The 21,893-nt window shown below is 72.1% G+C and carries 19 protein-coding genes; 13 read left to right on the forward strand and 6 right to left on the reverse strand.

Features of this window, described 5'->3' with window-relative positions; genetic code table 11:
• The first annotated feature begins 27 nt into the window (after nt 1-27).
• The 6 genes from ACFXJ5_RS18725 (at nt 28) to ACFXJ5_RS18750 (ending at nt 5,350) form a co-directional block, all read left to right on the forward strand.
• The gene (locus tag ACFXJ5_RS18725) at nt 28-363 is read left to right on the forward strand and encodes a YnfA family protein (protein WP_384631696.1); all 336 of its coding nucleotides are present in this window, start codon (nt 28-30) and stop codon (nt 361-363) included.
• A gap of 134 nt (nt 364-497) precedes the next feature.
• The gene (locus ACFXJ5_RS18730) at nt 498-1,268 is read left to right on the forward strand and encodes an MHYT domain-containing protein (RefSeq protein ID WP_384631698.1); all 771 of its coding nucleotides are present in this window, start codon (nt 498-500) and stop codon (nt 1,266-1,268) included.
• The gene (locus ACFXJ5_RS18735) at nt 1,265-3,895 is read left to right on the forward strand and encodes a nitrate- and nitrite sensing domain-containing protein (protein ID WP_384631700.1); all 2,631 of its coding nucleotides are present in this window, start codon (nt 1,265-1,267) and stop codon (nt 3,893-3,895) included. Before ACFXJ5_RS18730 ends, ACFXJ5_RS18735 begins: the two co-directional genes overlap by 4 nt.
• The gene (locus tag ACFXJ5_RS18740) at nt 3,892-4,317 is read left to right on the forward strand and encodes a roadblock/LC7 domain-containing protein (RefSeq protein ID WP_384631702.1); all 426 of its coding nucleotides are present in this window, start codon (nt 3,892-3,894) and stop codon (nt 4,315-4,317) included. The genes ACFXJ5_RS18735 and ACFXJ5_RS18740 overlap by 4 nt, the downstream gene beginning before the upstream one ends.
• 15 nt (nt 4,318-4,332) lie before the next feature.
• Complete coding sequence (locus tag ACFXJ5_RS18745; RefSeq protein WP_384631704.1) at nt 4,333-4,731, forward strand: DUF742 domain-containing protein; 399 nt, start codon at nt 4,333-4,335, stop codon at nt 4,729-4,731.
• 58 nt (nt 4,732-4,789) lie between these two features.
• Nucleotides 4,790-5,350, forward strand: coding sequence for an ATP/GTP-binding protein (locus ACFXJ5_RS18750; RefSeq protein WP_384631706.1), 561 nt, complete (start codon nt 4,790-4,792; stop codon nt 5,348-5,350).
• A 10-nt stretch (nt 5,351-5,360) separates the two neighbouring features.
• Here ACFXJ5_RS18750 and ACFXJ5_RS18755 read toward each other — a convergent pair whose 3' ends face one another.
• Nucleotides 5,361-5,789 carry a PPOX class F420-dependent oxidoreductase gene (locus tag ACFXJ5_RS18755; protein ID WP_384631708.1) on the reverse strand — a complete coding sequence of 143 codons (429 nt, stop codon included), beginning with the start codon at nt 5,787-5,789 and terminating at the stop codon, nt 5,361-5,363.
• A 37-nt stretch (nt 5,790-5,826) separates the two neighbouring features.
• On the reverse strand, nt 5,827-6,846 hold the full coding sequence (locus ACFXJ5_RS18760) for an alpha/beta fold hydrolase (protein ID WP_384631710.1): 1,020 nt from the start codon (nt 6,844-6,846) through the stop codon (nt 5,827-5,829).
• Nucleotides 6,847-7,070: 224 nt separating this feature from the next.
• Between ACFXJ5_RS18760 and ACFXJ5_RS18765 the strand changes: the two genes are divergently transcribed.
• From ACFXJ5_RS18765 to ACFXJ5_RS18780, 4 genes are all read left to right on the forward strand, one after another.
• On the forward strand, nt 7,071-9,335 hold the full coding sequence (locus ACFXJ5_RS18765; protein ID WP_384631712.1) for a nitrate- and nitrite sensing domain-containing protein: 2,265 nt from the start codon (nt 7,071-7,073) through the stop codon (nt 9,333-9,335).
• A complete protein-coding gene (locus tag ACFXJ5_RS18770; RefSeq protein ID WP_384631714.1) occupies nt 9,332-9,742 on the forward strand; it encodes a roadblock/LC7 domain-containing protein in 411 nt (136 codons plus the stop codon). The genes ACFXJ5_RS18765 and ACFXJ5_RS18770 overlap by 4 nt, the downstream gene beginning before the upstream one ends.
• Before the next feature lie 6 nt (nt 9,743-9,748).
• Nucleotides 9,749-10,135 carry a DUF742 domain-containing protein gene (locus ACFXJ5_RS18775; RefSeq protein ID WP_384631715.1) on the forward strand — a complete coding sequence of 129 codons (387 nt, stop codon included), beginning with the start codon at nt 9,749-9,751 and terminating at the stop codon, nt 10,133-10,135.
• Between the two features lie 122 nt (nt 10,136-10,257).
• On the forward strand, nt 10,258-11,157 hold the full coding sequence (locus ACFXJ5_RS18780; RefSeq protein WP_384631716.1) for a DUF6397 family protein: 900 nt from the start codon (nt 10,258-10,260) through the stop codon (nt 11,155-11,157).
• A gap of 165 nt (nt 11,158-11,322) precedes the next feature.
• Here the strand turns inward: ACFXJ5_RS18780 and ACFXJ5_RS18785 are convergent, their stop codons facing one another.
• Both ACFXJ5_RS18785 and ACFXJ5_RS18790 read right to left on the reverse strand, forming a co-directional pair.
• Complete coding sequence (locus tag ACFXJ5_RS18785) at nt 11,323-12,267, reverse strand: acyl-CoA thioesterase (protein ID WP_384631718.1); 945 nt, start codon at nt 12,265-12,267, stop codon at nt 11,323-11,325.
• Nucleotides 12,268-12,301: 34 nt separating this feature from the next.
• Nucleotides 12,302-14,875, reverse strand: a complete 2,574-nt coding sequence (locus ACFXJ5_RS18790; RefSeq protein ID WP_384631720.1) for a DEAD/DEAH box helicase — start codon at nt 14,873-14,875, stop codon at nt 12,302-12,304.
• A 73-nt stretch (nt 14,876-14,948) separates the two neighbouring features.
• On the opposite strand from ACFXJ5_RS18790, the gene ACFXJ5_RS18795 reads away from it, so the two are divergent.
• Nucleotides 14,949-15,743 carry a metal-dependent hydrolase gene (locus ACFXJ5_RS18795; RefSeq protein WP_384631722.1) on the forward strand — a complete coding sequence of 265 codons (795 nt, stop codon included), beginning with the start codon at nt 14,949-14,951 and terminating at the stop codon, nt 15,741-15,743.
• Between the two features lie 37 nt (nt 15,744-15,780).
• Here the strand turns inward: ACFXJ5_RS18795 and ACFXJ5_RS18800 are convergent, their stop codons facing one another.
• Nucleotides 15,781-17,562: an ABC transporter ATP-binding protein gene (locus tag ACFXJ5_RS18800; protein WP_384631724.1), complete on the reverse strand. Its 1,782-nt coding sequence runs from the start codon at nt 17,560-17,562 to the stop codon at nt 15,781-15,783.
• Complete coding sequence (locus ACFXJ5_RS18805) at nt 17,559-19,334, reverse strand: ABC transporter transmembrane domain-containing protein (protein ID WP_384631726.1); 1,776 nt, start codon at nt 19,332-19,334, stop codon at nt 17,559-17,561. The genes ACFXJ5_RS18800 and ACFXJ5_RS18805 overlap by 4 nt, the downstream gene beginning before the upstream one ends.
• Nucleotides 19,335-19,499: 165 nt before the next feature.
• Here ACFXJ5_RS18805 and ACFXJ5_RS18810 point away from each other — a divergent pair, with 165 nt between their 5' ends.
• Both ACFXJ5_RS18810 and ACFXJ5_RS18815 read left to right on the forward strand, forming a co-directional pair.
• Entirely contained in the window at nt 19,500-20,180 is a 681-nt protein-coding gene (locus ACFXJ5_RS18810) for a hypothetical protein (RefSeq protein ID WP_384631728.1), read from the forward strand.
• A gap of 53 nt (nt 20,181-20,233) precedes the next feature.
• Nucleotides 20,234-21,814 (forward strand): peptide-N4-asparagine amidase, encoded by a 1,581-nt coding sequence (locus ACFXJ5_RS18815; protein ID WP_384631730.1) that lies wholly within the window; start codon nt 20,234-20,236, stop codon nt 21,812-21,814.
• Nucleotides 21,815-21,893: the final 79 nt, after the last annotated feature.

Raw genomic sequence — 21,893 nt, forward strand, 5'->3', positions numbered from 1 at the left:
GCTGTGGCGGGCGGGCATCATGGTCGCATGATCCCCCTGCGTTCCGTCGCTCTGTTCATTCTCGCCGCGCTGCTGGAGATCGGCGGTGCCTGGCTGGTCTGGCAGAGCGTCCGCGAGCACCGGGGCTGGGCGTGGGCGGGGGCGGGGGTGATCGCGCTCGGGCTGTACGGATTCGTCGCGACGCTGCAGCCGGACGCCGACTTCGGACGGATTCTGGCCGCCTATGGCGGAGTGTTCGTCGCCGGTTCGCTCGTGTGGGGGATGGTGCTGGACGGCTTCCGTCCCGATCGCTTCGACATCGCGGGGGCGGTGGTGTGCCTGGTGGGAGTGGGCGTCATCATGTATGCGCCACGTAGCGGCTGAATGACGCAGCGTGTGCGCAGCTTCGTACGCATACCGGTCGTCAGGGACCGAATGAGGACAGCCCGCAGTCAATTTCCGCAGGGTCCGGTCATGCCCCCGGACTGCTCCGCCGCCCGGACTAGCGTCCCCTGGCCATGGGACACATGGACCACGCCAGCTTCGGCTGGCTGACCCCGACGCTCTCGTACGCCATGGCATGCGTGGGCGCGGCCCTCGGCCTGCGCTGCACCGTACGGGCCCTTGCCGCCACCGGACGGTCGCGCCGCAACTGGCTGATCACCGCCGCCAGCGCGCTGGGCACCGGCATCTGGACGATGCACTTCGTCGCGATGCTCGGCTTCAGCGTCTCCGGCACCGAGATCCGCTACAACGTGCCGCTGACCGTGCTCAGCCTGCTGGTCGCCATGTTCATGGTGGGCATCGGCGTCTTCGCCGTCGGCTACGGCAGGAAGCGCGCCCGCTCGCTGGCCGTCGGCGGCCTCACCACCGGGCTCGGCGTGGCCAGCATGCACTACCTGGGCATGGCCGCCGTACGGCTGCACGGCCGGGTCGGCTACGACCCCTGGCTGGTCGCGCTGTCCGTGGCGATCGCCGTGGCCGCCGCGACCGCCGCGCTCTGGGCGGCGTTGACGATCCACCGGCCGATCGTCGTCGCCGGCGCGTCGCTGGTGATGGGGGCGGCGGTGAGCAGCATGCACTACACCGGGATGTTCGCCGTACGGGTGGTGGTCCAGCCGTCGGCCGCCGGGCTGCCCGGCGCGGGAGCCACCGCCTTCCTCTTCCCGCTGGTGGTCTTCCTCGGCTCGTACCTCTTCCTCACCTCCGCCTTCGTCGCGCTCTCCCCGACAGCGAGGGAACGCGCGGCCTCCGCGACCGCCCAACGGCTCAGGGAGGGCGCCATATGACCGCCCGGCGCGACATGACCGCCCCGCGCGGCCGCCGCGCGCACGCCGGACTGCCCGCCGACGAGACGGCGCAGCGCCCCGCGCTGGCCGCCTCGGTCTCCGACCGGGGGCCGGTGCCGCACTCCCGCACCGGCCTGCGCCTCGGACTGCGGCCCAAGTCCGTACGCGCGAAGATCGTCTCCGTCCTCATGGTCCCGGTGGTCTCGCTGATGGCCCTGTGGGCCTTCGCCGCCGTCACCACCGCCCAGGAGGTCTCCGGCCAACTGCGCGCCCAGCGGGTCGACCGCACCATCCGCCAGCCGGTCACCGCCACCGTCACCGCCCTCCAGGCCGAACGCCACGCCGCCGCCGACTACCTCGCCGACCCCACCGCCGCCCGCGCCGACGAACTCCGGCAGCGCGTCGGCGACACCGACCGCGCCGTCGCCCCGTTGCGCCTCGACCGCACCCACACCGTCGCCGACGGCACCGGCCTGTCCGCCGAAGTCGCCACGCGCGTACGGACCTTCGTGGACGGCGTGACAGCGCTGAAGTCGCTGCGGCCGCGCGTCGCGGCCCGCTCCGCCGACTGGGACGAGGCGTACGACGACTACACCGCCGCCGTCGAGAACGCCTTCGCGGTCGGCGGCGCGCTGGCCGCAGATCCCTCCGACCGCGTCGCCCTGGACCTCGCCAGGTCCGCCGAACTCCTCTCCTGCGAGGACGCGCTGCTGTCCGCCGGCCGGCTCGGCCACGACATCTCCGCGGCCCACCAGCGCGAGTTCACCGGCGCCGTCAACAGCCGACGGCTGCTGCTGACCTCCTCCGCCCGCGACCTGCACGGCGCCCAGCGCGCCGCCTGGGACAAGCTGGCCCGCTCGGGCCCGTACCAGGACCTGGAGTCCCTGGAGGACCGGGCGGCCGCCGCCACGCCCGGCAGGGCCGCCGCGGGCGCCGTGTCCGCCACCGCCTGGGATCAGGCCTCGGCCCCGGTCCTGACGGACCTGCGCGACCTCGCCTCGGCCGCCGGGTCCACCGGCCGCGCCGACCCGGTCACCCACAGCGTGCTCACCAAGTCCGGTGCCGCCGTCCTCCTCGGCCTGTTCGCCGTCCTCGCCTCGCTGCTGATCTCCGTACGCATCGGGCGCGGCCTGGTCATCGAGCTGGTCGACCTGCGCAACACCGCGCTGGAACTGGCCCGCCGCAAACTCCCGCACGCCATGCGCCGCCTGCGCGCCGGCGAGGAGATCGACATCGACGCCGAAGTGCCGCGCGGCCATCACGGCAGCGACGAGATCGGCCAGGTCGGCGAGGCGCTCGGCACCGTCCAGCGCGCCGCCCTCCAGGCCGCCGTCGAGCGGGCCGAACTGCTCAGCGGCGTCTCCGGGGTCTTCGTCAACCTCGCCCGCCGCAGCCAGGTCCTGGTCCACCGGCAACTCGCCCTCCTGGACAGCATGGAACGCCGTACCGAGGACCCCAACGAGCTGGAGGACCTCTTCCGGCTCGACCACCTCACCACCCGCATGCGCCGGCACGCCGAAGGCCTGATCATCCTGTCCGGCGCGGCCCCCGGACGCGCCTGGCGCAGGCCCGTACCGCTCACCAACGTCGTCCGGGCCGCCGTAGCCGAGGTCGAGGACTACCAGCGGGTCGAGGTGCGGCGGCTGCCCCAGGCCGCCGTGGTCGGCTCGACCGTCGCCGACCTCACCCACCTGATCGCCGAACTCGTCGAGAACGCCACCCAGTTCTCGCCCCCGCACACCAAAGTCCGGGTCTACGGCGAACAGGTCGGCAACGGCTACGCCCTGGAGGTCGAGGACCGCGGCCTCGGCATGGGCAAGGAGGCCATGGCCGAGGCCAACCGCCGCATCGAACAGGCCCAGGCGCTCGACCTCTTCGACAGCGACCGCCTCGGCCTCTTCGTGGTCAGCCGGCTCGCCAAACGGCACAGCGTCAAGGTCTCGCTGCGCCCCTCCCCGTACGGCGGCACCACCGCCGTCGTCCTGCTCCCCACCGCCCTGCTCGAACTGGGCGTCCCCGAGGCCGATGCCGCCCGCAGCGTCACCGGCAAGGCCGCCGGTCCCGGGGCCCCGGTCGCCCCCGGCGCCTCCCGCGCCGACGGCGAGCTGCCCATGCGGATCCCCGCCGCCCAGCTGGACGGCGCGCCCCCCGGACCCGCCCGCAACGGCGCCTTCCGGCGGGCTCCCCAGGCGCCCGGCACGGCCGCCGACACCGGTGCCGACGCCGCCCGCTGGACCCCGCCCGAGCCCGCCGCCCCCGCCCTGTACGCCGGTGCCCAGGCCGAACCGGCCGCCGATCCGCCGTCGGACGACGCCGGCGGCGAACTCCCGCGCCGGGTACGCCGGGCGAACCTCGCCCCGCAGCTGCTCGACCCCCCGCCCCCCGACCGGCGCGAGCCGCAGGACGCCGGACGGCCCGGCGACCCCGAGCGCTCGCCGGACGAGGCCCGGGCCACCATGGCCGCCTACCGCAGCGGCTGGCTCCGTGGCGGTGGCCCCGAGGCCCGTGACGTACGGCCCGAGCGGCGGGCGCTGCGGGTCGCCGGCCGGCGGGAACAGATGCAAGCCACCGCCCAGGACCGCAAGGACTCGTCGGACACGCCGTCGAGTGAAGGAGACCACGGATGATCGACACATCGCACCGGGCCGGCGAACTCGACTGGCTGCTCGACGAACTCACCGAGCGGGTCGCGAACGTCCGCCACGCCGTCGTGCTCTCCAACGACGGCCTCGCGGTCGGCGCCTCGCGTGGCCTGAGCCGCGAGGACGCCGAGCACCTCGCGGCCGTCGCCTCCGGCTTCCACAGCCTCGCCAAGGGCGCCGGACGCCACTTCGACGCGGGTCACGTCCGCCAGACCATGGTCGAACTCGACCGCGGCTTCCTCTTCGTTGCCGCCGCCGGCGAGGGATCCTGCCTCGCCGTCTTCACCACCGCCGCCGCCGACGTCGGCCTCATCGCGTACGAAATGGCCCGGCTGGTGAAGCGGGTGGGCGAGCATCTGCACACGCCGCCGCGCGACAGGGCCGCCGACAGCCCGGTCGGCGGCTGACGGGACCGTGCTGACATGACAGACCCGGCGATGGGCGAGCGCGGCGGCCGCCACTGGTTCGACGACGAGGCAGGGCCGCTGGTGCGCCCGTACGCGATGACCGGCGGCCGCACCCGCCCCGGCTCGGAGGGCGCCCGGCTCGACCTGATCGCCCAGGTCGTCGCCGAACGCGGCGCCGTGGACGACCCGTCGCTGGCCCCCGAGCACAGCGCCATCCTCGCCCTGTGCCGCCGGGAACCCCTGTCGGTCGCCGAACTCGCCGCCGACTCCGACCTGCCCGTGGGCGTCGTACGCGTCCTCGTGGGCGACCTGCTGGCGCTGGGCAGCGTACGGGTGCACGTCCCCGTACCGCCCGCACAGCTCCCCGACGAGCACATCCTGCGAGAGGTGATCAATGGACTCCGCGCGCTCTGACCGGCCGGGCCGAGAAGGCCGAGAGGGACAGAATCCGCCACTGCCCGACGAGCCGGTCATGGCCCTGAAGATCCTGATCGCCGGGGGCTTCGGGGTCGGCAAGACCACCCTGGTCGGCGCGGTCAGCGAGATCCGGCCGCTGCGCACCGAGGAGCGGCTCAGCGAGGCCGGCCGGACCGTGGACGACATCGACGGCGTCGAGCGCAAGACCACGACCACGGTCGCCATGGACTTCGGCCGGATCACCATCCGTGCCGGCCTCTCGCTCTACCTCTTCGGCACCCCCGGCCAGGACCGCTTCTGGTTCCTGTGGGACGAGCTGTCCAACGGCGCGCTCGGCGCCGTGGTGCTCGCCGACACGCGCCGCCTGGACGACTGCTTCCCCGCCGTCGACTTCTTCGAGCACCGGGGCATCCCCTTCGCCGTCGCCGTCAACTGCTTCCCCGGCGCGCGCTCCTACCGCCCCGAGGACGTGTCACGCGCCCTGGACCTGGAGGCCGGCACCCCGGTCGTGCTGTGCGACGCGCGCAGCCGCGAGTCCGGGAAGGAGGTGCTGATCGCGCTGGTCGAGCACGCCGGCCGGATGCACGCGGCGCGCATGCTGGACTCGGTCGGCTGATGACGCCGCGTCAGTCCGACACCCCGCTCTCGCTGACCACCTTGCCGATCCTCAGCCGCACCAGCAGCTCACCGGGCACTCCGTTGCGCTCCCCGAACTCGTCCGCCCGGTCCTCGCCCATGTAGCGGCCGGCGATCCTGCCCGCCCACTCCCGCAGCGGGCCCGGCTCCTCGGAGATCTCCGCGCGCCCGGAGACGATGACGTACGCGAACGGCGGCCGGTCGTCGTCCACACACAGGGCGGCCCGGCCGTCGCGCAGGAGATTGCGGCCCTTGACCGACCGGGCGGCCGTGTTGAAGACCAGGTCGTCGCCGTCCAGCACGAACCAGATCGGCGCCACATGCGGGCTGCCGTCCTCCCGTACGGTCGACAGCTTGCCGGTGCGGGTGCCCTCGCTGACGAAGGCCCGCCACTGCTCGTCGCTCATCCTGTGTCCCATACGGCCATCGTGCCAGCGCCCCACCCGGACGCGCCGCTCACGACCCGCTGGACGGATGCGGCGGTTCGGTCTCCGCGTACAGCGCCTCGTCCACGCGGCCCCGGCGCAGCAGTCGCCGCCAGCGCACGGGGTCGTACTCCTGGGGCGACGTGGAGTCCAGGAAGTCCTCCAGCACGGACACGAACCGGTCCGGCGCGTCATGGTGCGGGAAATGCCCCGCGTCCTCGAACACCTCCAGGCGGCTGCCCGGCATCGCCGTGTGCGCGATCCCGGCGTGCTCGACCGGGATCACCCCGTCGTGCTCGCCCCAGACGATGAGCGTGGGCAGACCGGCCGTCAGATAGCTGCGGTCCATCATCGTGATGGCCTGGCCCCGCAGATCGACCCCGGCGCGCAGCGTCCGCAGGAAGGCCTGGCGGGCGGTGTCGGTGGACAGCGCGAGATAGCGCTCCAGTACGTAGTCGAAGTCGTGCTGTCCGAGCCCCAGCCCGCCGGTGAGGCGCAGCAGCGGCGCGACCGCCCGCAGCGCCTTGCGCACCGGAGCCGAGGTCGCCACCGGCAGTGCCAGTTCGGCGCCGGGCCCCGCCGCGAGCCTCAGCAGCGGATGCACCTCGGGGCCGACCCCGCCGCCGCCCACGATCACCAGCCGCTCACAGCGCTCGGGGAACTGATAGGCGAACTGCATGGCCACCCCGGCGCCCAGCGAGTGGCCGACCACCGACACCCGTTCGATGTCCAGGACGCTCAGCAGGTCGCGCATCCCGCAGGCGTAGGCCGCCACCGCGTAGTCGGCGCGGGGTTGTTCGCTGTCGCCGTGGCCGAGCAGATCCGGTGCGATGACGGTGCGGTTGCGGGCGAGGCGGGGCAGAATGTGCGACCAGGTCGCGGAGGAGTCACCCAGCCCGTGCACCAGGAGCAGCGGCGGGCCACTGCCCGCCATCCGGAAGGCCCTGCGGTAGCCGTGGATGTCCCGGTGCAGGACCGGCACCTCCGGCGTGACGTCCCGGGCACCGGGGACGGGGCCGTACGCCCACTTGACCACGAGACCCCGTTCCATGCGTCCAGCATGCAACAGTGGCGTTACCTGGGGAATGCGTCCCCGTTATCGGGCCGTGAACGGCGCGGAGGCGGGCGTACAGGCGGATCACAGACTTGTGAATTGTCACACCGGGGTGCCACCGTGTGGTGTCTCATAGGACATACTGTGCCCCCTCCGTATCGAACCAATGGTCGAAGCGGAGGCGTTCGCCCCCCACGCACGTCACCGAGGATCCACGGCCCATGCGTTTGCGTCCCCGCACCATCCGCACCCAGCTCGTCGCCCTTCTTCTTGTGCCGCTGCTCTCCCTGGCGGGCCTGTGGACCTACAGCACGTACTCCTCCGTGCGCGACGCACTGGCGCTGCTCAGGGTCGCCGAGACCTACCGCTACTACGGTGGCCCCACCGACGACCTCGACCTCGCCCTGCAGGACGAACGCCGCGCCGCCGTCGTCTACACCGCCTCACAGGGCAGCACCGGCGGCAGCACCCTGGCGCGGCTCGAGAAGAAGACCGACGCCGCCCTCGCCGTCCTGCGCGGCCACGCGACCGCCCAGGAGCGCGGCACCGCGCTCTCCGGTGACCAGAAGGTACAGCTCACCCGGACCCTGCAGGTGGCCACCGACGGGCTGGGCGCCCTGCGCCAGGAGGTCCGCGACCCCGAGGCCAGTTGGTCCCACGTACTGGAGACGTACTCGTCCGTCATCGAGCCCGGCTTCCAGCTGCGCGAGTCGCTCGGCGCCCTCCAGACCGGACGGCTGGCCCGGCAGGCGATCGTCGCCGTCCAGGTGGTCAGGGCCCGCGAACTCATCTCCCAGGAGGACGCGATCATGGCCGCCGCCCGGGTCGGTGGCATGACCGGCTCGGCCTTCAGGGACTTCACCAGCCTGATCAGCGGGCGGCGGCTGTTGGAGGACGCGTACGGAGCCGACCTTCCGGCCGGCGCCGAGGCGCGACTGGAGGCCTTCGAGAACGGCAAGCTGGGCGGCGCGCTGAGGTCCTCGGAGCTGCTGTCCACCAGCTCCGCACCCCGGGACGCCCCGTTCGCCCTCCAGGAATCACTGTGGCGGCAGAGCGTCGACGACGCGCTCGACGAACTCGACGCCATCGACGTCACAGCCGCCGACGAGATCGGCACCGAGGCCCGCGACACCGGCTACGACGTGCTGCTGCGCACCGGCGCGGTCAGCCTGGCCGGCCTGGTCCTCGTCATCCTCTCGATGGTGGTGTCGCTGCGCCTCGGCCGCCGCCTGGTGCGCCGGCTCAGGACCCTGCGCGACGAGGCGATGGAACTGTCCGGGAACCGCCTGCCCGAGGTCATGCGCAGACTCCGGGACGGGGAGATCCTCGACCACGAGGCCGTGCTGAAGGCCGCGCCCGCGCTGCACCTCGGCGACGACGAGATCGGCCAGGTCGGCCGGGCCTTCACCGCCTCGCAGCGCGCGGCGGTCCAGGCCGCCGTCGAGCAGGAGAAGCTGCGGCGCGGGGTCTCCGCGGTCTTCATCAACCTGGCCCGCCGCAGCCAGGTGCTCCTGCACCGTCAGCTCACCCTGCTCGACGCCATGCAGCGCCGCACCCAGGACCCCACCGAGCTCGAGGACCTGTTCCGGCTCGACCACATGACCACCCGCATGCGGCGGCACGCCGAGGGCCTGCTCATCCTCTCCGGCAACTCACCCGGCCGGGCGTGGCGGCGCCCGGTCCGGCTCGCCGAGGTCGTGCGCGCGGCGGTCGGCGAGGTCGAGGACTACCCCCGGGTGGCCGTCCGGCGGATGCCGCGGATCTCCGTCACCGGCGCCGCGGTCGGCGACGTCGTGCACCTGGTGGCCGAACTCATCGAGAACGCCGCCGCCTTCTCGCCGCCCGAGACCAAGGTCGTCGTGCGGGGCGAGGTCGTCGCCGGCGGCTACGTCATCGAGGTCGAGGACCGCGGCCTGGGCATGGGCCCGGAACGGCTGGCCGAGGCCAACGACGAACTCGGGCAGGCGGCTGCGGGCATGGATCTGCCCGAGACCGACCGCCTGGGGCTTTTCACCGTCGGCAGACTGGCCTCCCGTCAGGGGATCCGGGTCACCCTGCGACGGGGAGACTACGGTGGTACGGCGGCCGTCGTCCTGATCCCGACCGCGATCCTGGTCGACGCCGAGGACGACGAGCCCGAGACCGGCGAACTCACGCTGCGGCCCCGCCCGGCGCCGGAGCTGACGGCGCGGGCCGAGACGTCGGCCCCGGCTCGGGCGGCGGTGGCCGTCGCGACGAGGGCGCCGAGAGAGCCGAGGGAGGAGCGCACCGGCATGGGACTGCCGAAGCGGGTACGACAGGCCAATCTCGTACCTCAGCTCAGGGAAGACGCGGTGCACGAGAGCGCTGCGGACACACCACCGACGGGCGCTGAGCGGGAACGATCTCCCGATGAGGCCCGTTCCACCATGGCGGCGTTCGCCCGCGGGCTGGCCCGTGGCCGTTCAGCCGACGCACCACGAAAGAACGGGGAGAACGGGGGATGACGGTGAGCACCGGACTCGCATGGCTGATGGACGATCTGACGGATCGAGTTCCGCATGTACGGCACGCACTCGTGCTGTCGAACGACGGACTGGTGACGGGAGCGAGCAGCAGTCTGGACCGCGCGACCGCCGAGCACCTGGCTGCCGTCTCGTCCGGCTTCCACAGCCTCGCCAAGGGCGCCGGACGGCACTTCGAAGCAGGTGGCGTACGGCAGACGATGGTCGAGTTCGACGACGGCTTCCTCTTCGTCACCGCTGCCGGTGACGGCAGCTGCCTGTCGGTGCTCAGCGGGATGCAGGCCGATGTCGGCCAGATCGCCTACGAGATGACCCTCATGGTCCATCGCGTCGGTGAGCACCTGGGTGTGGCCCCGCGGCAGCACGACGCGGACGACCCGGGGGAGTGACGTGGCATGAGCCCGCCGGACGACGAGGGCGCGCTCTGGTATGACGACGAGGCCGGTCCGCTGGTCCGCGCGTACACCATCACGGGGGGCCGCACCCGGCCCGAGACCGGTCAGGACATCGACCTCATCGCGGTCATCGTCGCTGACCCGGACGCCGAGCCGGACGACGCCCTCGACGATCAGCACCTGGCGCTGATGGACCTGTGCCGCCGGGCCCCGCTGTCCGTCGCCGAGTTGGCGTCGGAGGCGGACCTGGCGATCGGCGTGGTGCGCGTGCTCCTCGGCGACCTGCTGCGGGACGGCCGGCTGCGCGTGATACGACCCGTGCCGCCGGCCGATCTGCCGGACGTCGGCCTGTTGCGGGATGTGATCAACGGGCTGCGGGCGCTGTGACGGGTGACGGGGACGGTGGCGGTCGAGTTATCCACAGGCTGGAGGGGAGCCGTTGTCGGCTGTCCGGTCTGTGATCTACCTTCGTGACTGTCGGTAATTGATCGTCACAGGGGGATGATGAGATGACAGTCGTTCAGGCCGTCGAGGCAACGCTGGGGATGGAGCGCGCCAGGGAGGAGCTGGAGCTCGACCTCGGTGAGTTCGAGGTGGCGCTGCAACTCGCCGAGGTACGTACGGTGCAGCCGGGTGGAGGACGGTGCAGAGTCCCGCAGGCAGAGGTGGAACGGCTCCGGGCCGACCCGGGGTTTCCCGGGACACTGCGTCGGCGGCTGGCCGTCGTCGGCAGCGTCGAGGGCGCCGACCTGATCGGCATCAGCCGCGACCGCTTCGCCAAGCTGGCCAAGGGCGGCCTGATCACCCCGGTCCGCTGGTACGCCAACCGCTACCGGGCGGTCGTCTGGCTCTATCCCGCCGACGAGGTACGCCGGTTCGCGCACGACAACCCGGAGCTGCTCACCGGACGGCTCCCCGCCGATCTGCGTGAGGCCCTGGACGAGGGCGAGGACCACCGCGCGCGCAGCTGGCGGGCCCGCCGCTCCGCCGGATTCGTACGCGACGCCGCCGACGCCTGGTGCGAGGCCGCCGTGTGGGCCGAACTGCTCGGACCCGAGGTGGCGGCGAAGACCGTGCCCGACATCTACGAGCGAACGTATCTGCGCAGACTCGGGCCCGGAATGCCCCCGAGCGGCATCGGCGCGCACGCGGTGCGCGCGGTCGTCGAGGCCACCGTCCTCGCCGGCCACCCGGACGAGATCGCCGACGCCCGGGTCCGGCTCGCCGAGGCACTGGCCCGCGCCCGGGCCGAGCGCGCGGCGCCACGGCCGGATTCCCCGGCGCCACCGGCCGAGCTCCCATCCCCGAGGCCGGTGGACCCGCCTGTGTCCTCGGCCTCGCCTCCGCCCGTGCACTCGCCCTCGCCTCCGGCCCGCCGGGGATGGCGCCGGCTGCTGCGCGTCGGGTGACGCCTAGGGCCTGTCTTGTGGATCTCCGCGGCGTCGCGTGCCCTGGCACCAGCGCTCGCGGCGTTGTCGTCAGTCAACGACGCTCCGCGTCGCTTCCTTCCTCCGCCTTGCGATCACAGGCGCCAGACCCCGCTCCTTCTCCCACGGAGATCCACAAGACAGGCCCTAGCCGGCCGGGCCCGAACGGCTAGGGGCCGAACCGTTGGCGAGCGCTCGCGCCGCCTCGGCGCCGGGTGCGATCTGCGCTGCCTGGTGGGGCCTGAAAAGGCCCTCCTGCATCACCGACACCAGCAGCCTGCCCGAGCGGTCGTAGATCTGACCGCGGGCCAGGCCACGGGCACCGGTCGCGATCGGCGACTCCTGCTGGTAGAGGAACCACTCGTCGGCCCGGAAGGGCCGGTGGAACCACATCGCGTGGTCCAGGGAGGCCATGTCGAAGCCGCGAGGTCCCCACAGCGGTTCGATCGGCACCCGTACGGCGTCGAGCAGCGTCATGTCGCTGGCGTAGGTGACCGCGCAGGTGTGCACGAGCGGGTCGTCGCCGAGCGGGCCCACGGCCCGCATCCAGACGGCGCTGCGCGGCTCCGCGTCGGTGATCTCCTCGGGGCTCCAGCGCAGCGGCTCGGCGTAGCGCAGGTCGAAGGGCTGGCGGCGGGCCATCCGCTCCAGCGCCTCGGGCAGTTCGCCCAGATGCTCACGGATCTCGTCGGCGAGCTTCGGCAGGCTCTCCGGGTCCGGCACGGGTGGCATCGGCAGTTGATGTTCGAAGCCCGGCTCGGGCTGATGGAAGGAGGCGGTCAGATTGAAGATCGTCCGGCCCTGCTGGATCGCGACCACCCGCCGGGTGGTGAACGACCGGCCGTCCCGCACCCGTTCGACCTGGTAGACGATCGGCACGCCGGGCCGCCCGGGCCGCAGGAAGTAGGCGTGCAGCGAGTGCACCGGCCGTTCGCCGTCCGTGGTCCGCCCGGCAGCGACCAGTGCCTGTCCCGCGACCTGGCCGCCGAAGACCCGCTGCAGACTCTCGTCAGGGCTCTGGCCCCGGAAGATGTTCTCCTCGATCTTCTCCAGATCGAGGAGGTCGACCAGCCGCTCGGCCGGGTTGGTCATCGGTCGTGCTCCTTCGTCCGTACCATCCGCGTTGTCACAGCGAGCCCACGTCCGTCACCCGGACCACGGCGCGGCCCTCCTCGTCGGAGGCGTCGAGGTCGACTTCGGCCGAAATCCCCCAGTCATGGTCGCCGTTGGGGTCGGCGAAGACCTGCCGGACCCGCCACAGGCGCCTCGTGGGCTCCTCCTCGATCTGCAGCAGCTTGGGGCCGCGCGCGTCGGGCCCGGTGCCCAGGTCCTCGTACTCGTCCCAGTAGGCGTCCATCGCGTCGGCCCAGGCGTCGGCGTCCCAGCGGGAGCCCTCCTCCAGGTCGGCCAGTTCCTGGTGGCGCTCCAGGGCCGCCAACTCCACCCGGCGGAACATCGCGTTGCGCACCAGCACCCGGAAGGCCCGGGCGTTGGAGGTGACCGGCTTGACCTGGTCGGCGCGCTCCTGCGCCTCCTCGGCCGTCATCTCCTCCGGGTTGGCGAGCTGCTCCCACTCGTCGAGCAGGCTGGAGTCCACCTGGCGCACCAACTCGCCCAGCCAGGCGATCAGATCCTGCAGATCCTCTGACTTCAGGTCGTCCGGGACGGTGTGCTCCAGCGCCTTGTAGGCGCCGGCGAGGTAGCGCAGCACGATGCCCTCGGTGCGGGCCAGCTCGTAGTGCGACACGAACTCGGAGAAAGTCATGGCGCGTTCGTACATGTCCCGCACGACCGACTTCGGGGACAGCGGGTGGTCGCCGACCCACGGGTGGCTCTTGCGATAGACGCCGTAGGCGTGGAAGAGCAGCTCCTCCAGCGGCTTGGGGTAGGAGACGTCCTGGATGCGCTCCATCCGCTCCTCGTACTCGACCCCGTCCGCCTTCATGGCCCCGATCGCCTCACCGCGGGCCTTGTTCTGCTGGGCGGCCAGGATCTGCCGGGGGTCGTCGAGGATGGACTCGACGACGGAGAGCATGTCGAGCGCGTACGACGGCGACTCCGGCTCCAGCAGTTCGAACGAGGCCAGGGCGAAGGTCGACAGCGGCTGGTTGAGCGCGAAGTCCTGCTGCAGGTCGACGGTGAGCCGCACGATGCGGCCCTCCTCGTCGGGCTTGTCGAGCCGCTCCACGACGCCGCCCGCGAGCAGCGAGCGGTAGATCGCGATGGCCCGCCGGATGTGCCGCAGCTGGGCGCGTCGGTCCTCGTGGTTGTCCTCCAGAAGGTGGCGCATCGCCTCGAAGGCGTTGCCCGGCCGGGCGATCACCGACAGCAGCATCGCGTGGGTGACGCGGAAGCGGGAGGTCAGCGGTTCGGGGTCGGAGGCGATGAGCCGCTCGAAGGTGCTGTCCGACCAGGCGACAAAGCCCTCGGGTGCCTTCTTGCGGACCACCTTGCGCCGCTTTTTGGGGTCGTCCCCGGCCTTCGCCAAGGCCTTCTCGTTCTCGATGACATGCTCCGGCGCCTGCGCCACCACGAACCCGGAGGTGTCGAAGCCGGCCCGGCCCGCGCGGCCCGCGATCTGGTGGAACTCCCGGGACCGCAGGGTGCGCACCCGGTTGCCGTCGTACTTCGTCAGAGCGGTGAACAGCACCGTGCGGATGGGGACGTTGACACCGACCCCGAGGGTGTCGGTGCCGCAGATCACCTTCAGCAGCCCGGCCTGCGCCAGCTTCTCCACCAGGCGGCGGTACTTGGGCAGCATCCCGGCGTGGTGCACGCCGATGCCGTGCCGCACGTAACGCGACAGGTTCTGGCCGAACTTGGTGGTGAAGCGGAAGTTGCCGATGAGCTCGGCGATGGCGTCCTTCTCGGCACGGGTGCACATGTTGATGCTCATCAGCGCCTGCGCCCGCTCCACGGCGGCCGCCTGGGTGAAGTGCACGATGTAGACCGGCGACTGGCGGGTCTCCAGAAGCTCCGTCAGCGTCTCGGTGAGCGGCGTGGTGACGTACTCGTACGACAGCGGAACCGGCCGGGTCGCGGACCGTACGACCGTCGTGGGGCGTCCGGTGCGGCGGGTGAGGTCCTTCTCGAAGCGCGAGACGTCGCCGAGCGTCGCCGACATCAGCAGGAACTGCGCCTGCGGCAGCTCCAGGATCGGGATCTGCCAGGCCCAGCCACGGTCGGCCTCGGCGTAGAAGTGGAACTCGTCCATGACGACCTGGCCGACGTCCGCGTTCCTGCCATCCCGGAGCGCTATGGACGCCAGCACTTCGGCGGTGCAGCAGATGACCGGGGCGTCGGGGTTCACCGAGGCGTCGCCGGTGAGCATGCCGACGTTCTCGGTGCCGAAGAGCTTGCACAGGTCGAAGAACTTCTCGGAGACCAGCGCCTTGATGGGCGCCGTGTAGAAAGTGACCTCGTCCCGGGCCAGGGCGGCGAAGTGCGCACCCGCCGCGACCAGGCTCTTTCCGGATCCCGTCGGGGTCGACAGGATCACGTTCGCCCCCGAGACAACCTCGATCAGCGCCTCCTCCTGGGCGGGGTAGAGCGAGATGCCCTGACTCTCCGTCCACGTCGAGAAGGCTTCGAACAGGTCATCGGGGTCGGCCTCGGAAGGCAGCTGATCGATAAGGGTCACCCCACCATCTTGCCTGTACCGGGGACCCAGGGGGGAACCGGCGGCATTCCGGAAGATCAACCGGCGGTATGGTGTGCCGTCGATTACGCGTCAACTCCGCCTGGTGGCGGGCCGAAAGGGGCGGGGCCAGAACATGATGGGACCGGCACACTCACTGTCCGGAGCGGCTGCGTGGCTGGGGGTGGGAGCCGCTGCGGCCGGCTTCGACCACCCCATGCCCTGGCCGACGCTCGTGGTCGGTGCCCTGATCTGCGCGGGCGCCGCCCTCGCTCCCGACCTCGATCACAAGGCGGCCACGATCTCGCGGGCCTTCGGCCCGGTCTCCCGGGCCCTGTGCGAGATCATCGACAAGCTCTCGTACGCCGCCTACAAGTCCACCAGGAAGGCCGGCGACCCCCACCGCTCCGGTGGCCACCGCACACTCACCCACACCTGGCTCTGGGCAGCGCTGCTCGGTGCGGGCTGCTCGGCGGCGGCGGCCTTCGGAGGCCGCTGGGCGGTGCTCGGCATCCTCTTCGTCCACATGGTGTTGGCGGTGGAGGGCCTGCTGTGGCGGCAGGCCCGGGTCTCCAGCGATGTGCTGGTGTGGCTGCTGGGCGCCACCAGCGCCTGGATGCTGGCCGATGTGCTGGACAGCACCGAGAACGGCAAGGGCTGGCTGTTCACCGGCCCCGGTCAGCAGTACCTCTGGATCGGGATCCCCATCGTGCTCGGCGCCCTGGTGCACTGCATCGGCGACGCCCTGACCGTCTCCGGCTGCCCGGTCCTGTGGCCCATCCCGATAGGCCGCAAGCGCTGGTACCCGATGGGGCCGCCGAAGTTCATGCGGTTCCGGGCCGGCAGCTGGGTGGAGATCAAGGTGCTGACCCCGGTCTTCTTCCTGCTCGGTGGCCTGGGCGCGCTGGGGGCGCTCGGCGTGATCGGCTGACCTGACGGACCACGCCGAGCGCCCCGGCACGGGTGCCTCACCCGTGCCAGGACCGCCACAGCGCCGCGTACGCGCCGTCCGCCTCGACGAGCTGGTGGTGGCTGCCGAGCTCGCTGATCCGGCCGTCCTCGACCACCGCGATCACATCCGCGTCGTGCGCGGTGTGCAGGCGGTGAGCGATGGCGACCACCGTGCGTCCGTCCAGCACCCGGGCGAGGGAACGCTCCAGGTGCCGGGCGGCGCGCGGGTCGAGCAGCGAGGTGGCCTCGTCGAGCACCAGGGTGTGCGGATCGGCGAGGACCAGCCGGGCCAGCGCCACCTGCTGGGCCTGGGCCGGGGTCAGCGCGGTTCCGCCGGAGCCGACCTCGGTGTCCAGGCCGTCGTCCAGACCGCGCGCCCAGCTGTCGGCGTCCACCGCGACCAGCGCCTCCCACAGCTCGGCGTCGTCCGCGCCCTCCCGGGCCAGCCGCAGATTGTCGCGCAGGCTGCCGACGAAGACGTGGTGCTCCTGGTTGACCAGCGCCACGTGCTCGCGGACCCGCTCGGCCGGCATCCGGGCCAGCTCCGCCCCGCCCAGCGTCACCTCGCCCGCCCTGGGTGCGTAGATCCCGGCCAGCAACCGGCCCAGGGTGGACTTGCCGGCACCGGACGGGCCGACCAGCGCCAGCCGGGTGCCCGGCCGCACCCGCAGGCTGATCCCGTGCAGGACGTCGCTGCCCGCGCGGTAGCCGAAGCGCACCTCGTCGGCGTGCACATCCCGGCCGTCCGGCGAGAGCTGCTCGTCCGCGCCGTCCTGCTCGATCTCGCGCACCCCCACCAGACGGCCCAGCGACACCTGGGCCACCTGCAGCTCGTCGTACCAGCGCAGAATCAGGCCGATCGGGTCGACCAGCATCTGCGCGTACAGCGCTCCGGTGGTCAGCTCACCGACCGACACCCAGCCGTGCAGCGCGAAGGTCCCGCCGATCATCAGCACCGAGCCGAGGATCAGGACGTGCGTAAAGTTGATGGCCGGGAAGAGCACGCTGCGCAGCCACAGCGTGTAGCGCTCCCAGGCGACCCACTGCCGGATCCGCAGCCGCGACAGTTCCTCGCGGCGGTCACCGAGCCGGTGGGCCTCGATGGTGCGCCCGGCGTCGACGGACTCGGTGAGCACCGCCGCCACCGCCGCGTATCCCGCCGCCTCCGACCGGTACCCGGCAGGGGCGCGCCGGAAGTACCAGCGGCACACCGCCAGCAGCAGCGGCACCGCGACCAGCACCGCCAGCGCCAGCGGCGGCGAGGTCACGGCCAGCGCCCCGAGCAGCAGCCCCGCCCACACCACGGCGATGGCCAGTTGCGGGACCGCCTCGCGCATCGCCTCGGACAGCCGGTCGACGTCCGTGGTGATCCGCGACAGCAGGTCCCCGGTCCCCGCCCGCTCCAGCACGCCCGGCGGCAGCCCCACCGCCCGTACGAGGAAGTCCTCGCGCAGATCGGCCAGCATCCGCTCGCCCAGGATCGCGCCCCGCAGCCGCACCAGCCGTACGAACGCGGCCTGCACGGCCAGCGCGACCGTGAACAGCGCGATGGTGCGCCCCAGATGGAGATCCCGGACACCGGACGACAGGTCCTGCACCAGACCGCCGAGCAGATACGGCCCGGCCATCGAGGCGATGACCGCGACACAGTTGACGGAGACGAGCAGCGCGAAGGCCGCACGGTGACGCCGGGCCAGCTCGCCCACATAGGCGCGCACGGTGGCGGGCGAGCCGACCGGCAGGGTCGTGCTCTGCTGCGGCGCTGCCGGATCGTGCTCCGGCGGCTTCACGCCGATCATGCGGATTCCTCAGCTCTCTGCAGCTCGTGCTCGGTCTCCCGGGTGACCACGGCGCGGTAGCCGAGGTCGCCGTGGAGCAACTCGTGGTGGGTGCCGACCGAGTTCACGGACCCGTCGGTGACGAAGACGACTCGGTCGGCCCGGTCGAGCAGCAGCGGGCTGGAGGTGAACACCACCGTGGTGCGCTCCGTCCGCAGCTCCTTCAGGCCGAGGGCGATCCGCGCCTCGGTGTGCGAGTCGACCGCGCTCGTCGGCTCGTCCAGGACCAGCACCTCCGGATCCGTGACCAGCGACCGGGCCAGGGCGAGCCGCTGCCGCTGCCCGCCGGACAGCGACCGCCCGCGCTCGGTGATCCGGGTCCGCATCGGATCGCCCGAGTCGTCCACCGAGGCCTGCGCCAGCGCGTCGAGGACGTCCCCGCACTGCGCCGCCGCCAGCGCCGCCTCCGGGGTCACCGCTCCGGACGACGGCACCTCCAGCAGCTCACGCAGCGTCCCGGAGAGCAGCACCGGGTCCTTGTCCTGGACCAGTACGGCGGCGCGGGCCTCGGCCAGCGGCAGCGCGTCCAGCGCCGTGCCGCCCAGCAGCACCGAGGGGTCCGCGGCGTCCCGGCCCGGGCTGTGCCCGCCGAGCCGGTCGGCCAGCAGCCCGGCGGCGTCCGGGTCGCCGCACACCACCGCGGTCAGCACCCCGGCCGGGGCCAGCAGCCCCGTCGCCGGGTCGTAGAGGTCACCGCTGGGCGCACCCCCCTCACCGGAGGCCACCCCGTCGGGAATCCCGCGCTCCAGCGACAGGATGCGCGCCGCACGCTTCGCGGAGGGCCGCGAGAAGGAGTACGCCATCGCGATCTCCTCGAAGCCGCGCAGCGGGAACATCAGGAAGACCACCGTGCCGTAGATGGTGACCAGCTCACCCACCGAGATCCGCCCGGCCAGCGCCAACCGGGCCCCGTACCAGGCCACCCCGACCAGCAGCAGCCCCGGCAGCACGACCTGTACGGCACTGATCAGCGACCACATCCGCGCGCTGCGCACGGCCGCCGTCCGGACCTCCTGCGAGGCACGCCGGTAGCGGGTGAGGAACAGCTCCTCGCCGCCGATGCCGCGCAGCACCCGCAGCCCCGCCACGGTGTCCGAGGCCAGTGTCGTGGCCCGGCCGGCCTTCTCCCGCTGCTCGTCCGCCCGCCGGGTGGCCCGGGGGAGCAGCGGCAGGACGGCGAACGCCAGCACCGGGATGCCGGCCGCCACCATGCCGCCGAGCGCAGGCTGGTAGACGACCAGTGCGACCGCGATGCCGATCGTCGCCACGAACGCGGAGGTGAAGCGGGCCAGCGCTTCGACGAACCAGCCGATCTTCTCGACATCGCCGGTACTCACCGCCACCACCTCGCCCGCCGCGACCCGCCGGGTCAGGACCGAGCCCAGCTCGACGGTCTTGCGGGCCAGCAGCAGCTGCACCCGTGCCGCCGCCGTGATCCAGTTGGTGACGGCCGTACGGTGCAGCATCGTGTCGCCGAGCGCGGTGAGCACGCCCAGGACCAGCATCAGTGCACCGGCCATCGCGAGTCGCCGCCCCGAGTGGTCGACCACGGCCTGGACCGCGATCCCGACCGCCGCCGGGAACGACGCCACGGCGGCCATGTGGAGCGTTCCCCACAAGGCGGCCGTGATCTGCCCGCCGATCTGGCGATTCTCCAGCCAGAGCAGGAAACGGAAGCCGGACCGGGTGTCGGGGACACCAGGGTCGGCATGAGGAAGATCGCGAAGCGACATGACGTCCCGACATGGACTGGGGGGTGAAAGGGAGACGTGTCAGGGTCGCGTTACCGAGGTCACACTTTCAACCGGTTTTTCTCCCCGCCGACCGGAACACGCCAAGCCCGTCCGCCCGTCATCCGTCCAGGAATGCGAAGATGAGGCACTGTGCGTGGATTAAGGATGGTACGAACCACGGCAGCCGCCCTGGGAATGCTCCTGCTGGGCGGCTGCGGCGGCGGTGCGTCCGCCGACGCCGCCCACAACGGCGGTGGCACCGGCGGAAACCGGATCCCCGGCGTCGGTGCGACCCTGCGCTCCAGGATCCCGACGAACGCCCGCCAGGTCGTGGCTGTCTACGGAGAAAGCGCCACCTCGGCCGACTCGACGATCGCGCTGTTCACCAGGCACGGCGACACCTGGACGCGTGAGCGCACCTGGACGGGCCACAACGGCAAGCGCGGCTGGACCACCGACCACCGTGAGGGCGACAACAAGAGCCCGGTCGGTGTCTTCACCCTCACCGACGCCGGCGGCGTCCTCGCCGACCCGGGTTCGAAGCTGCCGTACCACCGCAGCGCGGGCTTCAAGGCGCCCCGCTCCTGGGCGAAGAGCCACTGGCACGACTTCGATCTGGTCGTCGCCATCGACTACAACCGGGTCAAGGGCACCTCACCCCTCGACCCCGCCCGTCCGCAGGGCCGGTCCAAGGGTGGCAGCATCTGGCTCCACATGGACCACGGCAGCGGCACCTCCGCGTGCGTCGGCCAGTCCAAGGCCGACATGGAGTACCTGCTGCTGACCCTCGATCCAGCCATGCACCCGGTGGTCGTCATGGGCGACATCGCGGACCTGGCGGGCTGATCCGGGCATGCCTTCTGGCGCCCGCGGCACAACTCACGCTTCACTCCTGTCGCATGAGACGTCGACAGATCATGTCCATGCTCGCCGCCTTGTTCGGGCTCGTCCTCCTCGCCGCCCCGGTCGCCGCGGCCGCGACGCCCCCGGCGGAATTCGGCTCCGACTGGCACGACCCGGTCACCGCCGCCCCGCCCATAGCCACCCCGGACACCAGATCCTGCACGGTGACGGTCGCCGACACGCAGTTCAAGGACTTCACCCCCTACACCGGCACCTACACCCCGCCATCCGACTGCGGGACCCGTTGGAGCAAGGTCGTCCTGCACCTCGACGGCAGCGTGGCCGGCCGCCAGTACGACCGTCTCGGCTACCTCCACATCGGCGGCGTCGAGATCCTGCGCACCTCCACCCCCGAGCCCTCGCCCGACGGCATCGCCTGGTCGGCCGAGAAGGACGTCACCCGCTACGCCTCCACGTTGCGCGCGCAACAGCCCGTCGAGATGCTCATCGGCAACGTCGTCGACGACACCTACACCGGCGTCATCAACGTCAAGGTCACGCTGACCTTCTACACCGCCGAGGGCCGTACGAAGCCGGCCTCCGCGGCGACCACCCCCGACCAGGTGATTCCTCTCGACTCCGCCACCCTCACCACCCCGCGCAACAGCGAGCGCATCGTCGCCGAGGTGTACGCGACCGGATCGGGCGGCGGCTGCGAGGAGTTCTGGTACCTCGCCGTCCCCGCCGACGTCCCGTACTCCTGCCAGGCAGGTGACGACGGTCCCAACCGCGAGGTGCAGGTCACCGTGGACGGCCAGTTGGCCGGAATCGCCTCGCCCTACCCGCATGTGTGGACCGGCGGCTGGTCCAACCCCTTCCTCTGGTACGTGATCCCCGCTCCCCGCGCCTTCGACGTCCAGCCGATCGACTACGACCTCACCCCCTTCGCCGGACTGCTCAACGACGGCAAGCCGCACCAGGTCCAGGTCTCCGTGGTCGGTGTCCCCGAAGGCCAGAGCGGCTGGAGCGTCCCCACCAACATCCTGGTCTGGCAGGACGCCCACCGTGAGCACGTCACCGGCGCGCTCACCGTCCACAAGGAGAGCGCCCCGGCCGTGTCCACCTCCTACGACCCCGGCACCGACCTGCGCACCCTCGACGCCAAGGGCAGCCACCAACTCACCGTCTCCGGCTACGTGAACACCTCCCACGGCTGGGTCACCACCACCGTCCGCCGCACCCTGTCCGCGGCCTCCACCCACACCTGGAACGCCGACGAGACCACCGACGCCCTCCAGGCCCGCTGGACCGACGACGAGACCCACACCGTCAACGGCACCGCCACCCGCACCCGGCGCACCTACACCATGGACGGCGCGATCACGATCGGCTCCGACGACCGGCTGCGCACCGCCCTCTCCCTCGGCGACCACGCGGCCGTCACCGGTGCCACCCGCTCCCGGCTCGACGACACCTACACCGGTGACGCCACCTGGACCCTGAACGTCCCGCGCGACCAGCGCCATGCCGTCGGCACCTCGGCCGAGCGCTACCGGCTCACCGGCGACGGCGCCTGCTACGACCACACTCTCGCCACCGCACAAGGAACGCTGACGGAGGACCAACAGCGCTGCTGAGGCGGGGTTTTCCTCGCCGTAACAGGGGGCTCCCCCCCGGAAATCTCGTTCCGGCAGAGTGCGGCCGAGTGGAATGCGG

It is taken from the genome of Streptomyces sp. NPDC059373 (assembly GCF_042751495.1).
Lineage (GTDB): Bacteria > Actinomycetota > Actinomycetes > Streptomycetales > Streptomycetaceae > Actinacidiphila.

Coding starts and splice junctions, on each gene's coding strand:
- ACFXJ5_RS18745 (WP_384631704.1), top strand. CDS start 4,333: ATGACAGACCCGGCGATGGGCGAGCGCGGCGGCCGCCACTGGTTCGAC.
- ACFXJ5_RS18770 (WP_384631714.1), top strand. CDS start 9,332: ATGACGGTGAGCACCGGACTCGCATGGCTGATGGACGATCTGACGGAT.
- ACFXJ5_RS18765 (WP_384631712.1), top strand. CDS start 7,071: ATGCGTTTGCGTCCCCGCACCATCCGCACCCAGCTCGTCGCCCTTCTT.
- ACFXJ5_RS18725 (WP_384631696.1), top strand. CDS start 28: ATGATCCCCCTGCGTTCCGTCGCTCTGTTCATTCTCGCCGCGCTGCTG.
- ACFXJ5_RS18780 (WP_384631716.1), top strand. CDS start 10,258: ATGACAGTCGTTCAGGCCGTCGAGGCAACGCTGGGGATGGAGCGCGCC.
- ACFXJ5_RS18805 (WP_384631726.1), bottom strand. CDS start 19,334: ATGTCGCTTCGCGATCTTCCTCATGCCGACCCTGGTGTCCCCGACACC.
- ACFXJ5_RS18735 (WP_384631700.1), top strand. CDS start 1,265: ATGACCGCCCGGCGCGACATGACCGCCCCGCGCGGCCGCCGCGCGCAC.
- ACFXJ5_RS18740 (WP_384631702.1), top strand. CDS start 3,892: ATGATCGACACATCGCACCGGGCCGGCGAACTCGACTGGCTGCTCGAC.
- ACFXJ5_RS18775 (WP_384631715.1), top strand. CDS start 9,749: ATGAGCCCGCCGGACGACGAGGGCGCGCTCTGGTATGACGACGAGGCC.
- ACFXJ5_RS18815 (WP_384631730.1), top strand. CDS start 20,234: ATGAGACGTCGACAGATCATGTCCATGCTCGCCGCCTTGTTCGGGCTC.
- ACFXJ5_RS18760 (WP_384631710.1), bottom strand. CDS start 6,846: ATGGAACGGGGTCTCGTGGTCAAGTGGGCGTACGGCCCCGTCCCCGGT.
- ACFXJ5_RS18810 (WP_384631728.1), top strand. CDS start 19,500: ATGGTACGAACCACGGCAGCCGCCCTGGGAATGCTCCTGCTGGGCGGC.
- ACFXJ5_RS18750 (WP_384631706.1), top strand. CDS start 4,790: ATGGCCCTGAAGATCCTGATCGCCGGGGGCTTCGGGGTCGGCAAGACC.
- ACFXJ5_RS18785 (WP_384631718.1), bottom strand. CDS start 12,267: ATGACCAACCCGGCCGAGCGGCTGGTCGACCTCCTCGATCTGGAGAAG.
- ACFXJ5_RS18755 (WP_384631708.1), bottom strand. CDS start 5,789: ATGGGACACAGGATGAGCGACGAGCAGTGGCGGGCCTTCGTCAGCGAG.
- ACFXJ5_RS18730 (WP_384631698.1), top strand. CDS start 498: ATGGGACACATGGACCACGCCAGCTTCGGCTGGCTGACCCCGACGCTC.
- ACFXJ5_RS18795 (WP_384631722.1), top strand. CDS start 14,949: ATGATGGGACCGGCACACTCACTGTCCGGAGCGGCTGCGTGGCTGGGG.
- ACFXJ5_RS18800 (WP_384631724.1), bottom strand. CDS start 17,562: ATGATCGGCGTGAAGCCGCCGGAGCACGATCCGGCAGCGCCGCAGCAG.